General features: G+C 52.2%; 13 protein-coding genes. 1 reads left to right on the forward strand and 12 read right to left on the reverse strand.

The features are described from left to right. Position 1: 1 nt before the first annotated feature. The 9 genes from pglZ to GSD1FS_RS02055 form a co-directional block, all read right to left on the reverse strand. Positions 2-2611: a BREX-1 system phosphatase PglZ type A gene (gene pglZ, locus GSD1FS_RS02035; protein ID WP_155588138.1), complete on the reverse strand. Its 2610-nt coding sequence runs from the start codon at positions 2609-2611 to the stop codon at positions 2-4. Positions 2612-2684: 73 nt separating this feature from the next. Next, positions 2685-3026: a BREX-1 system adenine-specific DNA-methyltransferase PglX gene (locus GSD1FS_RS09630; RefSeq protein ID WP_246165695.1), complete on the reverse strand. Its 342-nt coding sequence runs from the start codon at positions 3024-3026 to the stop codon at positions 2685-2687. Between the two features lie 45 nt (positions 3027-3071). Further along, a complete protein-coding gene (locus GSD1FS_RS09635; protein ID WP_246165696.1) occupies positions 3072-3806 on the reverse strand; it encodes a BREX-1 system adenine-specific DNA-methyltransferase PglX in 735 nt (244 codons plus the stop codon). Positions 3807-3901: 95 nt separating this feature from the next. Next, a complete protein-coding gene (gene pglX, locus GSD1FS_RS02040; RefSeq protein WP_246165697.1) occupies positions 3902-6244 on the reverse strand; it encodes a BREX-1 system adenine-specific DNA-methyltransferase PglX in 2343 nt (780 codons plus the stop codon). Next, the gene (locus tag GSD1FS_RS09640) at positions 6241-6873 is read right to left on the reverse strand and encodes a hypothetical protein (RefSeq protein ID WP_246165698.1); all 633 of its coding nucleotides are present in this window, start codon (positions 6871-6873) and stop codon (positions 6241-6243) included. Before GSD1FS_RS09640 ends, pglX begins: the two co-directional genes overlap by 4 nt. Positions 6874-6914: 41 nt before the next feature. Further along, on the reverse strand, positions 6915-8618 hold the full coding sequence (locus tag GSD1FS_RS09645; protein ID WP_246165699.1) for a hypothetical protein: 1704 nt from the start codon (positions 8616-8618) through the stop codon (positions 6915-6917). Positions 8619-8633: 15 nt separating this feature from the next. After that, positions 8634-9887, reverse strand: a complete 1254-nt coding sequence (gene brxC, locus GSD1FS_RS09650) for a BREX system P-loop protein BrxC (RefSeq protein ID WP_246165700.1) — start codon at positions 9885-9887, stop codon at positions 8634-8636. 63 nt (positions 9888-9950) lie between these two features. Beyond that, positions 9951-10655: a DUF1788 domain-containing protein gene (locus GSD1FS_RS02050; protein WP_155588139.1), complete on the reverse strand. Its 705-nt coding sequence runs from the start codon at positions 10653-10655 to the stop codon at positions 9951-9953. Positions 10656-10783: 128 nt separating this feature from the next. Beyond that, positions 10784-11350: a BrxA family protein gene (locus GSD1FS_RS02055; protein WP_155588140.1), complete on the reverse strand. Its 567-nt coding sequence runs from the start codon at positions 11348-11350 to the stop codon at positions 10784-10786. A gap of 289 nt (positions 11351-11639) precedes the next feature. Here GSD1FS_RS02055 and GSD1FS_RS02060 point away from each other — a divergent pair, with 289 nt between their 5' ends. Continuing rightward, positions 11640-12482 carry an aminoglycoside phosphotransferase family protein gene (locus GSD1FS_RS02060; protein ID WP_196424996.1) on the forward strand — a complete coding sequence of 281 codons (843 nt, stop codon included), beginning with the start codon at positions 11640-11642 and terminating at the stop codon, positions 12480-12482. Positions 12483-12699: 217 nt separating this feature from the next. Here the strand turns inward: GSD1FS_RS02060 and GSD1FS_RS02065 are convergent, their stop codons facing one another. The 3 genes from GSD1FS_RS02065 to GSD1FS_RS02075 all read right to left on the reverse strand — a co-directional run bounded on the left by GSD1FS_RS02065 (position 12700) and on the right by GSD1FS_RS02075 (position 13917). Continuing rightward, positions 12700-13140, reverse strand: coding sequence for a GNAT family N-acetyltransferase (locus tag GSD1FS_RS02065; protein ID WP_155588142.1), 441 nt, complete (start codon positions 13138-13140; stop codon positions 12700-12702). A gap of 71 nt (positions 13141-13211) precedes the next feature. Next, entirely contained in the window at positions 13212-13634 is a 423-nt protein-coding gene (locus GSD1FS_RS02070; RefSeq protein ID WP_155588143.1) for a PIN domain-containing protein, read from the reverse strand. Then, entirely contained in the window at positions 13624-13917 is a 294-nt protein-coding gene (locus GSD1FS_RS02075; RefSeq protein WP_155588144.1) for a hypothetical protein, read from the reverse strand. Before GSD1FS_RS02075 ends, GSD1FS_RS02070 begins: the two co-directional genes overlap by 11 nt. Positions 13918-13951: the final 34 nt, after the last annotated feature.

Genomic DNA, 13951 nt, shown 5'->3' on the forward strand with positions numbered 1-13951 from the left:
ATTACTCTTCGTCGAAGAAGCCGGCATCATCGAACAGGGAGCCCCGCTGAAGATGGTATAGCGCTTTCGGCTCTAGCATGCGCATTTGGTTCGTGCCCTCGATGCGCTCGCGTATGTGCAGTTCCACCATCGTATCGTTGAATTGCTCCGCTTTGTTGGTAAGAAGCAGGGTAGCGGAACGGTGCCGTTCACTTGGTTCCCGGCTGGTGATGTCGAAGGCGATCGGCACCTCATTGGAGATGGGCACGTCATTGCCATTGGCGTCATGCCCATACAACCCCACAAAGACCGTGCGTGACTGGATTTTACCGCCAACTGCCTCTGTCTGCATGAGGTCAACGGTGAGCTGACCGCTGGTGAGCCGGTCAGTGGTCTGGTTGATGGTGAAACCAACCGCTCGCGCATCATCGGTTTTGGATCGGCTCTTGTTGATATGCACAACAGGCACGACGATTTCCTGAAGGGACGCGCCGCCATGCGTATACCGACCCTTGTAACCTTGCTTGCGCAATCTGAGGATGGAATTCGGCACCTGTACATCCACGCCCGGGTTATCCAAACCGACTTGCTCAGCGGTGAACGTGGTGAATGCCTGAGTACGTTCCAAACCGCGTCCGATAACGAAACGGCGTTTCAGCTGCCATATCTCTTCACCATGCGGTTGCTCGCTGAGCCATTCCGATGCTTCCAACTTGGATTCCTGATACAGGAACCCATGATCTGCAGTGACAAGAATGTTATTCACATTGGCGTTCGTTAGACGTTTGACGATATCCTCAAGCTGCTTCAATGTGGCCGTGCAGGCGTCGAATACATCCAAATCCCCTTCGCCGGATCCATCAATGCGATCATGGTACACATACAGCACATCGTGTGATTTGACCAATTCACGTGCCTCGTCACGGTTCATAACAGCCAGATCATCCGCTGTGACGGCGCAACCTTGCTCCTGTGAGAGTATCGTATTGCGGTTCTTGGTGCCGGTGGCGTCCGCACCGTCCACCAGCGCTTTGTAATGGTCCTTACCGTCCAAAGCCAATCGATTATGGGGGAGAAGGGCAGCCATGCCCAGCTGCGTATATGACGGCAGCACGCTCAATCGCGCGTCAATGGTCACATTGAAACGCGACTTCGTATTCATGCGGCGGCAGAATTCCTCGCCCACCTCATAACGCAATGCATCGGAGATGATAACGGCAACTTTGCGTTTGTTTCTGGTGAATGACCTGACTTCGTTTTCGAAGAAGTCCCATTGCTGATCCACGTTTTCGATGTGCCACCGATCCATGGAATCGATTTGCTGCTGCCATGCCTTCCCGAGTTCAAGCTGGAAAGCCACGTATTTACGCTCCAGCTCCTCATTGATATGCGAAGTATCGATTTTGGTCTTTTGCCAAACGACACAAAAATGCCTGTATGCTTGATCCACCCTATACAGATGCTCCACATACGTCTTAAAGCCATGTTCGGGTGATGCCAATGCATCCACGAATGGCTGAGCATCATCGAATTTCTTCCACAGTGTGCTAGCCGAGGAAATGGCTGCATAGGTGTCGGCATAACGGTCATACCACAGCATGGGAGTGCGGGTTGAAACAATGCGCTGCACGTCCTCATCGGTGATGGAACGAGCCTCCACCCGTTGCAACAGCCTGTGAATCAGTACATCATCTACGGCACGGAACGTATCGTGTGACGATAGCTCCTCCACATCCATCGCATCAATCTGCGTCATCATCTGCAGCTCATCGGCCGCAACATCCGTCAGAGCGCGAAGAGAGTCACGGAACGTCACATTATGAGACCAGTTGGCGTAATCACGCATGATGTTCGCATAATACGTAGACGCATGCATGCCATCATTGAAATCACGCCATGCCAGATCGAGCAACCAAAGCAAGAATCCCTTGACGCTCGGAGCTGCATCCTCATCGGCATCAACGGGGAAATGGTAGATGAACCGCGTGCCCTGCCAATGGAAGTCTCCCAAACCCATATGTTCGATCGACCGTATACCCGAATCATCGTCCTGCGCATACTGACGCAACAGCACCATCCAGATATCCTGCAGACTATGCTGAGTGTCAGGTAGTCCCAACAACACGGCGATCATCTTCGCCTGGAAATCCGTGGCATCATCATTAGGCTGCAGCCGCTTCGCCAGCTTTCTCACTCGTTCAGTACTATCAAAGAACTTCGGAGCTTTGCGCATCGCATCCAACCACGACTCCCGTGTTTCGTCGGACGCTCCAGGCACCAATTCGTTCACGATCATCGTCAATTTATCGGCAGAGAACAATGGGCCATACGCCAGCTTCAAATCCAACAACCAGTCATCCTGCAATGAGGGCTGCTCACCATGCAGATACACCAGGAACTTCGATTCGGGCCGTTCGATGAACATCGTGTACCGCACATTGAACGGCGTGTGATCAGGCTCAATCAATTCCACTGTTCGTAACGTCTCATCGGAGCTCGCCTCACCAACCAGCGAGGCAACCTCATCGGCATATTGGTTCTCCTCATCCAACCAGAACACGATGCGGCCGCGCTCGCCATCTTGCTTGAAGCGTTCGGCAAGCAAATGCGATACCTGTTCCAATTCACTCATCGGTCTTCCTCCAACACTTTTAATCTATCCATACGCTACGTGCGGTATGCCCAATCAGCTAGGCACTGACTATTCAGTGAGCGGGATGTACCGGCCAACTCCATGTCTGCACTTCCTTGCGCTTTTTCTCGATCGCAGGAATGGCTCGGACAGCCTTGCCCATGCGCAGATAGTTGACGAGCACGCCATCATCGAGATCGATTTCCATGTTCCGCGCAGCCAAGGGGTACAGCGTCTGATCCTCATATGCATGGCATTCGGTGACAGCTTTGCGCAGTTTCTCCGCCTCTCGTTTATTCGAAGTCTTGTCGGATTTGTCAAGCCGCTCGGCAATGTCGGCAATGCGTCCGGTGAAATCACGCAGATAGCCGAGCGCTGTATTCGTGGTCTTCGGCGTATAGCGATGCAGATACACCAGTGCTTTAAATGCACCTTTGTTGTCGGTGCGGCTTGAATACTGTCAGTAGATCGGACGATTTGAATACATCTTCACGTGGTCGTTGTAGAAGTCATTGACGAAGTATTTGCGCAACGTCTTGCCTAGCACTTGCTCGATGTACGCAATGTTTTCCGCCACATGTTCCTCGCCGAAAGCCACGGCTAGGAACCGACGGAAGCGTGAAACGATATCATCTTCGAAACAGTCCACTTCGGTGACGGGAATCACATTGTCCGCATCTGGCTCGAACGTCGGATGCAACACCTTGGCATGGTAATCATCGATGGTCTCGCCCTGCGAAGCCAGAATCAGCCCTGGCTCATCAAGGGAATACCTGCCGAACATGCATCCGACAGCATAGGAGATGAGTTCCTTGACCGCATCTCGCTCAAACAACTCGTTGCGTTCTTCAGGGCTTGCTTTCGGATAGGTGAACGCCTTGTTACGTTTCAACGACACACGCTCGATAGGGACGTCGCAATTCACCACATCACGTACGCCATATGCGTCCGCAACAATTTGATTATTGAGGATTTCGCGCTGACGCTGCTCTTCGGCAATGGCATCCTGTTCAACGCGCAGGTTTTGAATGCATTCCTGCAACGACTTGGCATAGATGCGATCATCGAAAAGAGGCAGCCGAGAAAAATCCCACGATGTCTCATATGAATCCCAATCGAAACGCGATGCGTTGATTAGTTCACCTATATGATTGAAGTCATGACCAGCGCATTCCACAAAAGGAATGTTGCTCACCTCACCTATATTAAACGATAGAGTTGGTGATAGCGCAGCGAGGACAATCCTTGCATAAGATGAATTACACAGCCCAAGAATCTGATTTGATACTGCTAGGTTTTGGGGAAGAACGCGTTTGTCACACTGCCGAATATATAACCGTTAGGGAAGAACCGAAACGCCGGCGCTCCGCTACTAATCTTTGACCAAGATATAGATCGATGAAAATAAAGTTGTGGATTACGGATGGTCGAGTGTGGCCGAATGCTGTATATGTCTTTCCCATTGTTAATCCAATTGATGACATATTGCTGGTTTCCATACCATTTGCGAAAACTGCCACCCGTATTGAAGGGGAACCAACGGGCCTCAGATTTAAATGACATATTGCAATCAACACAATCAAATACAATATTATTGTAGCCATTTTCCCACCAAGAACGTACGAATCTATCGTTATCGCCCGTTGATAATCCTTGGTAAGGATGATGAATTGACCCGAGCATCGTGCCTTTGCTAAAGGTATCCAACAGCGTTTCAGGAAGCCAGTAAACGATAGGGGAGCCAGGGATTTGCGAAAACTCCTGCTGGTCGACTACAAATGTATAGTCAGCAGAACTGTGGATTGCTGCGCGGCATGTTTGTGCCTGCTGGGTGTCTCCCTGAATATCGACAAGGCGAATATAGATTCCATCCTGTGCTGGCTTCGGAATGGTGTTCTTCATGGTGAACACCACAGTGGACACCACTTCACCGCCGATGCTGTCGAATGCACCGGAACCTAAATGTGCCATCGTGTCGAACTGCATGGCGTGCAGTAGGTTGGTCCTCAACTCTTCGAACGAGGAGAGGAACATCCATGACTGCATGGTAATCATACCTAGTTCCGCCCCTTGTTTCAGGAGTTGCCGGTTACGCAGTATGAATGCCGCGAACAAATCCGCTTTGGCTGGAGTGTAATGATCCTGCACATAACTCTTTAGCAGAGAATTCATGTTCTTGGAACCCATGTATGGCGGATTCGCAACGACGGTGGCATATGTATGGCCAAGATAGCGGGTCTGGTTGAGCATTTGATGGCTGCGTTCGAGCAACGCTTCATCAAGTATTGTTTCAATGTCATCCGGCTCATTGTCGGCGAGTTTCAGCAAATCCTGACTCGGCTGGATGAGCGATCCGTACACGTCCGCGTGAGCGAAGATATTCCATGTGGCATCGTCCAGATTGGTGTGGTACAGGTCGTTAAGGGATTCAACCTCCTCGTGATTAAAGGATTCCGGCTGTACCTGGATGATGTGCGGCATGACTTGTTTACGGAAGAAGCGGCGTGATTTGCCTCGAGCTTTCATCATGAGGGCGAATGCGGCCAGATTGGCGGCTCGTTCGTCGATATCGATGCCGAACAAGTTGTGTTCCAAGATCATGCCGGGAATATCGGATGGCGCGTAGCCTTCGGACTCGTAGATCTGGTAGAGCAGGTCGAAGGCATAAGTGAGCATGTGGCCAGACCCGCATGCTGGGTCGCATACAGTGAGCTCCTGCGCGCTCGCTATATGGAGCATGGCATCGTCGGATGCGTTGGCTGGTTTGATGTAGTATTCCCACTGTGCGTCGAGGCCGCAATCTGGGTGGCTGTGCATCCAAAGTTTTCCAATGGTGTTCTGTACCAGGTAGCGTACAATCCAGTCGGGGGTGAACAGCTGCGTGGCCGCGGGGATTTCCGCGGCACCGGCTTTTCTGCTGTGTTTGAGCCCGTCCATCACCTGTGTTTTGCGTTCGGCGATGTAGAACTGGTACAGCCAGCCGATGATCTCCACGTTGCCATCATTGGTGCCCACTCCACAGGCTTCGGGCGTTATCACTTCAATGGCGTTACGCAGTACGGATCCTTTGGCGAGCAGGTCCCGAGGCATGAGCAGTTCGTCAATGTGTGCTTGCACTGGGTTGGTGGTGCTCTCGAACATGAATGGCATGAACGTGCTCCAATAGCGGCATGCCGCTTGGAACAGCAGAACATATGCCTCTCCCTGCGGGTCAGCTACGGGAACGCTGCCGTTGAGCAACCGTTCGATTTCGTCCCGTAATTTGGCGTTAACGGTTCCTTGCCCATTGAATACGGTGTCATCGTACTCGCCACGTTTGGCCGCCGCCAACAGTTCGGGCAACGCGTTCACGCTGGTCATATCCGCGGGGGAGACCACGGCTGTGGTGGTGAACTCGTGCACGTCCATGTATCTGAAGGCGATGATGCGGTTGAACCACCTGTAGGCATACCGTTCCACTACCTGGTCCTGCCCATGTTCGCGCACCTCGCTCTGGAGAGCGTGGAACACGGTCGGCATATCGGTTTGCGTGGGGGAGCCGGTGGCGAGCGCCGCATCCAAACGGGCCTGCACGGCGTTCATGAGCTGACGCCGAGCGTCGGCGGCGAAGCGCTGCAGTTGCGAGGTGTTCATGGCAGGATCTTCTTTCCTTGTTGGATGGCTTCGATGAGCTTGCGCCGGTATGCGTCGAGGTATTCGTCTACGTCCGCAACGCTGGCTAATGGTTTGTGGCTGGGACGGCTGATGTCCGTTATTGGTATGAATGTTTCCGCCAACTGTTCTCCAGTGCTTTCCGCGGATTCTGCATGCTTCCCAGTGGTTGCATGCGATGGGCTGGCAGGGCTGGAATTGGCTGTATGGGGTCTGTTTGCTGAGGCAAGTTCATTGATGAGTCTCGCATAGATGCTCTGCATCCGGTGTTGGATGTTCAGCACGGCAAGAATCAAACCGGTCTGATTCGTTTCATCGGCCATATGATCCAAAACACTCATCGCATGCTCCTGCGCCTCCATGGGAGCGTCACGGTATTCATCGGTGTCTTGGATGTTCGAGCGTATGTCTTCGATCATGTCGATGGTTGTCTGCCGAGCGTCGCTCAACTCATTGCTGACGGAGGTACGTAGCGTGTCAACCATTATTTTGAGCTGGTTCACTTTGACGCCACGATAGATATCTGGGGAGTTGGCAATGGCTTGGGTTTTCTTGAACAGCGGCTGCAAGTCGGAGCTGGACGCGTCGATGTTCGGCTCGTTCTGCTGCATCCATTCGATACTGCGTTCAAATACGGCGCACTGCTGACCATTCAGGAACGCAATGATCGGATCGATGACATCCTCTTTTCATCGAGCAGCATGTTGATATTAGGCTCAGCCTCGTCACCGGTGAATTCGTTGATGAGCCATGAGTCATCCTGCTTTGCGGCGGAACTGATCTGATTGATGATCGGCGTGAGCTGGTTCACGAACGTGAAGGCACCGTACCGTGATACGGTCAGTTGAAGTTTGTTGACATAGGCGTTCAGTGATTCCTTCAACTCATGTGCCAAATCTACCGGTGCTGAAGGCCAAACACCTGAATCGAGGAATTCCTTGGCAAATTTACGTAGAGTCACCACCCTTCTTTGGTCGTATTCACGTGGGGTGGAAACCAGTATATTGACGCGTTTCTTCGAATCCCGCAACGTGTTGACGGTTTGCTCGGCTGGCAATGGTCTGCCGTCCAAAGTCAAATCGATGCTGCGACTTCCAGCTAGATGCGCGATGCAAGCCAGCGTGACGCCTGAGGGCCACCCATATGGAGCCTCCTCATATCGTGTGAGTAGGTCCTTGACCGAAACTGTGATGTTTCTCTTGGTGTCCAGCATAACGGTTGAACGGATGTCTTCGGCCGGAGCACCGATGACATTATCAGCAGTGTCTGGGACCAGTGCAGAGCTGGTATCACGAGCCTCCTGGTATACGCGCTGTATATCGCTTTCCTGATATGCCAGCTTTCCGATCATCGGGAAATTTGTATACCGTTTGCTGATTAGTGTCTGCATTGCCTCAATAATTCTGGCGTGGGGATCGCTGCTGTGCGGATCCACTAGAGCACCGTTGTAGTAGAACTGGCTTTTAGACACGGCTGTGCTCAGGCGCCCGCTCAGTTCATGCTCCGCTTCCTCGAGATCAGCCCGCTTGTCGATGATGATGCTTCTACGAGTCTTTGATTGTGAGTCGGCGTTGATGCGACTGATGAACGTGCTGGTCTTTGCGTGCATACGCAGATCGTCGAACAGGGTTTTATCGTTGGTATCAATGAGCATCGTGATAGTGTCGAGGCCACCCATTGATTGTGTGATGGCCTTCTCTCGGTCATCGTTATTGAAAGACGTAACTACATTCAACCAAAGTGGGCGGGGAACGTTCTGCGCTATGTCATCGATTTTCAGACCGTAACGGAATGGGACTTTCTGCAGCCCATATGTGACGCGCATATCGCCTAGTATGTCATCAAGGAGCATCCCCTTGAATTTCGCTGTCACCTCGTTAACATCGAGCACGGTGTTCTTGATCTCCTGCTCGATGTCTTGTTCCTCGTTGGTGAGGTAGTGATAGCTGGTACCGATGCGCTGCACAAACGTTTGCCGTTCGAGCTCATGGAGCACGTCCTTGATCTGCGTCTCAAGAGTCATCACATCCTCGTCGAAACGGTCGGTGAGCAGGATGCGCAGGTTCCGCGGCGTCGCCTTGAACCCCTCCACATGACGTACAAGTAGCAGGACCTTGAGTAAACGCACACCTAAGTCATGTGTTATACCTTCGGGTAACCGGTTCTCAGCTTGGTTGATGCGGTAGTTCGCTGTGCTTTGGATCGTATCGCGAATGCCGTCGTAGAGCTTGTCGAACGGCACGATATCGCCAACTCGTCCTGTATGGTCATCACGCAGTGTGGCGCTGATGGCGGCGAGCATAGAGCGTTCGCCGATAGATGAGTGACGGCCGTCCAACACATTGTAGTCACTCATTGAACGCAGTACGTTCTAGAACAGCTCGAACTCGTAGTTGACGAATGGGTAAGTGGCGATGAAATCGGATTCGTCGCCTTCCTTGTTATTGGTGAACTTTGACGTGCCGTCGCCGAACTCGAAGAGGGTGCGTAGATTCGCGTGCACCGCATCCCATAGTTGTCCCAGTTCGGGCATGTATTCGCTCTTTTTCACGAGCAGTCGCTTCTGGATCACTTCGATCACATCGGCGCTGTTGAGCTTAAGCTTGATGGCGAAACGGGCTTGGATCTTCGAGAAATCATGCTCCTGCTTCTCATTGCGATCCTTGAGGATGTTATCCATGTCCTCCTGAGAGGTGACCACCACCCAGGCACGCCCATTGGTTTTGACGGCCAGATCCTCGGTGACCGATTGAAGTTGAAGCATCAAATCGGTGTTGTCGCCGATAAACTGGCCCACTTCGTCGGCCAGAAACACGATGCGTGCGTTCGTCCCTTGGGTTGCGAGCCAATCGCTCACGTCCTGAGCGAAATCCTCCACGGTCGCACTGTATGTGTTCTCATACCGTTCGATGATGCTGTCCTGTGCCACATTGTGGGTAACTTCGCCGTATGCTTGGCCTATTTCCACATCCCAAAGCACGGCTTCCGCACGGCCTTCGACCCATGGTTTGCCGGCTTTTGCTTCGAAGGCTGCTTTGAACGCGTCAAGTTGCCCATTGTTGTCGAGGTCACGTTCGAATTTGGCCACGGCAGGGTTCCGGCCGAAATATCCACGTGCTTCGTCAAACACTCGAATGAACGTGTACAGGAGAGGGGCTGGCGTGGACTTGTCGGCCTTCTGATCGATGTTGAACAGAATGGAAGTGGCGTCGATTCCCCGTACGCGTTCCAACTGACCTTGCAGTTCAAGGTTGTCTTGCTTGCCGGCCTTGGTGATGAATGCCCGCAGGACCTGCTCACGGGTCATTCGCTGATCCGCGGGAGTATCCTCATCCATCACGCCTTGTGGCACCGAGCCCAGAATATGGGAGAGCATCTTGAGCAAATGTGATTTACCGGAGCCGAAGAAACCGGAAATCCAAGCACCGTTTTGCTGATGGTTCGTTGGATCGTTGTAATCATCCAGGAATCGTTCAAGATTACGTTGTATCTCATCAGTGAGCACGTATTCGTTGACCTCATCGGCCAAATCACGGTCATCATTCGCCTTGATGACGCCATTGATCTTCCGCGTCACATCCGTGGCGAAAATATCCTGCCACATAGGGGTTGCGGTCTCGCTCATCAGCTTTCCCTCCAAAATCTATAGATAAAGACAGTGCGTGAAATGAATATCGGCAGAGTCACATCAACGTTTCGGTGTCATCTCCCTGAGATTTCTGGCACGATAGTAATTGTCGGTGTCAATGAGACTGAACAGGGACATCGTCGACCCGGTATTGCTTCTAGTGGCATAAGTGCCCGGGTAAAACAATACGAGCGGACAATCGTCGATGCGCCCCTGAAGATTCTCCAACAACGTATGCGCGCGAACGTAGGGGTATACGCTTCCTACGCCGGTGATGAACACGATATCCGCCTCATCCTGCGCCTTCTTCTCGTCATATTGGGCATTCATGAATTCAGCGAGATTCGCGCCGTCCCCATACACCATGTTGTCCAACAGTTTGAGGAACCGGTCAGAGGCTGCGCTATTCGACATGCGTGTATGCATGCGTTGCTCGTTATTCAACACACGATTCAGCACCTGACGTTGCTTGATCATTTCGAGCACTTCATGGTACAGGTCCATCACCAGCACTTTTGGCGCATAATCGCCAGGGGCATCGCTCGGCGTCATCGTTTGCAACTGGTTCACCAACGTTGGTATGTGCTCTTGCACCTCAAGCTCTTGGGTCGCAGGGTAATCGTAGATATAATACGGTTGTTCGCCGCCCAATCCGGTACTCTTACGGAACGACCAGCCCGTCATGATCTCACGCAGATGCTCAAAATCGGCGTCAATATCACGGTGCTCCAAAGTACGTGCGCTCGCTGTAATCACATCCGTCATGCAATCTCCTCAGAACTTGCTCGGAACATACATGGGGAAGAACTCAAACGCTGTCGCCATGTCTTCCAAAATCGCCAGTAGCCCATTGCTCAGCAACGCAGGTACAATCTCATGATCCGTCCCCTTCGTCAGACGAGCGTCATCCATCGCGTGAAAACGTTTTGACGCAGTTTCCTGTACGTCAGTTCACTCAACTGCTCAATCTCGGGATGCCACATCGCCGCATTACGCATGAACCGGTCATAATCATCTTTGTTCACGGTCTCCTTGCCAGCAAGGAAATTACCCCTGAGCACATCCTTCGCGAACACACCCACAATACGGTAATACCGGCACATGGCAACCCACATCAAGGCACTGCGGTCATCATACGAAGCCTCAGCAGAAGCCAAATAGGTAATTTCCCTCACCGACAGGGCGCTAAGACGCTTACTGGTCTCCGATACAAAACGAACATTGGAAGTATGTGATCGCATTCCCAACACATTGCCATCAATGGCGGCCTTCCTGACCCGGACAATATCCTCACCGACAACGCGATCACAGGTGATATCCGTCATGTCAGCGAATAAGCGAGCCAACAGTACACCCTGAGGTTCCAACAGGCCACCGACGGTAAATGACAGACGATACTTATTCGTATCACCCAAAGACTCAACTCCATAGGAAGCAGCCATCAAATGACCTTTCTCCACGGCGCCATGACAATCCTTTTCCAAAATCAATCAATTAACAAACCAACGATACTACAAACAGTTCAAAATCCGGTGATTCAGCCCAAGAAACGTCATCGAAACTCTAAAACCGGGATTTCCAATGACCACCTCCGTAGCGCATCCAAGGAGTGACCGGACAACAAGGATCCCCAGGTAGATTCCTATCTAGCAAGCGAACAAAAGCATCCCAACGCAAGTAATTATGGGCATATACTGTTTGGCAGGAGCACTGCAAGAACATAGAGCCACACCACTATCGGAAACAACAATGAATCCCAACGACCCATGCATCCCACACCTCATCGCACAAGGCGGCGAAGCCGACGTGTATGCCATCGACGAGCACACCGTACTGCGCGTCGCGAGAATCGCAAACGGCAAAACCTCCAGCACCGAGCGCATCATCGAACCAGTGCTCGAAAGCCACGGCATACCAGCACCGCGCATTCGCGAGTTCCTCACCATCGACGGAAAACTGGCCGAAGTGATGGATCGCATACACGGAACAAGCATGCTCGAAGACATGCTCACAGACCCAGCGACGGCAATGACCGACTTGCACACATTCATTCACTTGTTCAGCCAAGTGCTCAGCATCCATGAGGATGACATCCCAGACGGCAGCAAACTGTCAAACATCACCGACACGATGCACGCGCTCGCCAGCAGCGACAATGAGCTGCCCGCAAATATCAAAGAGTTCGCAACGCACACGCTCAACGAATTGCCAAGGGGAGATGCATTGTGCCACGGCGATTTTCACCCGGGCAATATTCTCATGCAAGATGGCCAGCCTTACATCATCGACTGGTCAAGCGCCCATCTCGGCAACCCGGTCTCCGACATCGCGCACACGTATCTGCTGCTCACGTACGCGCCGAAAATCCCCGGGCAGGGCGAAGAGGAACGCGCGCAGATCACTGAAGCGGGCAGGCAGATGGCCGACCTATACCTCAAACTCATGCACGAGGTCATCGAATTCAGCGACGAGGAGTTCCGAGGCTGGCTCATCATCATGTCTTGGTACCGTTTCGCCTACGGACTGAGCACCGAGCATGAGGAACGTCTCCAATTCCTCAGCGATGCGCACGCCAACTCACTTGCAAGCTGATCGTAAATGCCGACGAAAGGTGTGCGAAGCTCTTTGAGTGGCTCAATCCGCAACGTAGCACCTATGCATTTTGCTGGCGGGGATACAAAACTCAACTAGATGCAAGTATGCCGCTTAGAAAACGGCTATTTTCCAACGCTAAAAATTTAGAATACATAACGTTAGCCGAGTTTTGTATCCCCGCCAGCAAAATGGGGTCAAAATAGGCGTCGAAAAACTAATCGAGGCGCATTGTGAGAATCGGGAAGGGATTGCCTTGCTCGTCGAGTTCGCTACGAGACACCGTGTGGAATCCCATGTGCTCGTAGAACGCGAACGCCTGCGGGTTCTGCTCGTTCACGGTGAGCTCGTTGACGTTGTAGTTCGCGATGCCGTCGCGCAACAGCCGTGCGCCAAGTCCTTGACCGCGGTAATCGGGGGAGAGGAACAGCATCTCCAGGCGCTGCCCGTCCACGCCCATGAATCCAACAGGCTGTGCTCCGTCAAAGGCAACAACCAGATGCTCGATGCCACGCAGTGCATCTGGCACATATTCGCGGATCTGCTCGATTTGCGCGTTCGTCAAGAACGTGTGCGTCGCACGCACCGATGCTTCCCACACCGTGACGAGCTGGCTCACCAGTTCGCTGTTGCGGTCATTGTGTTCGATTTCTCGCATGTCAATATTGTTTTGTGCAGTAAGCATCATTCACTCCAGAATTCTTGAATTGGACCCTTAGACAGATAATGTCATTCTTTGAATAGTTCCACGTACCGTGCTGCATCCATGCTACGAACGCTCGATCTTTCAAAGGCGGTTTGATCCCGTGAAATCAGAAAATCCATGTCATTGTTCTCGGCAACCGCACGAATAAGCCCATCTTCAAAATCAGGTTCGTTTGAGCGAATCGCAGTTTCGCATGCGGCCCTATCAATCGGAAGCACATCCAAAACATCCATGAATAATTGGATGAACGTACGCACCACTGAATCAGCGGCATATTTGCGAGCAATGTAGTAGGTGTCTTTCAACGACCCAGCACATACAAAACCTGCGGCTCTCTTCCCGTCGAGCATGTCATCAATCAGAGTGACAGCCGAATCATGCTCCGGGCGGTCGAGAATCATGTAGTCGAGCAGTATGTTCGTGTCAAGGAGCAGCTTAGAGGTCACGATCGGCCAACTCCTTCTTCACATCATCCGCAGTCATTGACGACAGCGGAGTGTTCTTCGGCATCTCATCCATCAGCTGATGCATGTGCTGAATCGCACGTTGACGTTTGCTGTCCGGCGCTTCGGTGTCCTTGTCGAAATCAGGGACTTCTCCAGTGGAGGCGATGTATTCCCACATACTTTTGATGAGACCATTGGGGGTCTGCCCAGCTTCGCGAATACGGGCATTAGCGATGGTTTTCGTTGTTGTATTGACGCTTGCGCTAATAGTGGATGTGCTCATAGCCGACTACCTCCTTGTTTTATACCTATCTACT

The organism is Bifidobacterium canis, from assembly GCF_009727065.1.
Taxonomy (GTDB): Bacteria; Actinomycetota; Actinomycetes; order Actinomycetales; family Bifidobacteriaceae; genus Bifidobacterium; species Bifidobacterium canis.

Coding starts and splice junctions, on each gene's coding strand:
- pglZ (WP_155588138.1), bottom strand. CDS start 2,611: ATGAGTGAATTGGAACAGGTATCGCATTTGCTTGCCGAACGCTTCAAG.
- pglX (WP_246165697.1), bottom strand. CDS start 6,244: ATGAACACCTCGCAACTGCAGCGCTTCGCCGCCGACGCTCGGCGTCAG.
- GSD1FS_RS09640 (WP_246165698.1), bottom strand. CDS start 6,873: ATGCAGCAGAACGAGCCGAACATCGACGCGTCCAGCTCCGACTTGCAG.
- GSD1FS_RS09645 (WP_246165699.1), bottom strand. CDS start 8,618: ATGAGTGACTACAATGTGTTGGACGGCCGTCACTCATCTATCGGCGAA.
- brxC (WP_246165700.1), bottom strand. CDS start 9,887: ATGAGCGAGACCGCAACCCCTATGTGGCAGGATATTTTCGCCACGGAT.
- GSD1FS_RS02050 (WP_155588139.1), bottom strand. CDS start 10,655: ATGACGGATGTGATTACAGCGAGCGCACGTACTTTGGAGCACCGTGAT.
- GSD1FS_RS02060 (WP_196424996.1), top strand. CDS start 11,640: ATGAATCCCAACGACCCATGCATCCCACACCTCATCGCACAAGGCGGC.
- GSD1FS_RS02065 (WP_155588142.1), bottom strand. CDS start 13,140: ATGCGAGAAATCGAACACAATGACCGCAACAGCGAACTGGTGAGCCAG.
- GSD1FS_RS02075 (WP_155588144.1), bottom strand. CDS start 13,917: ATGAGCACATCCACTATTAGCGCAAGCGTCAATACAACAACGAAAACC.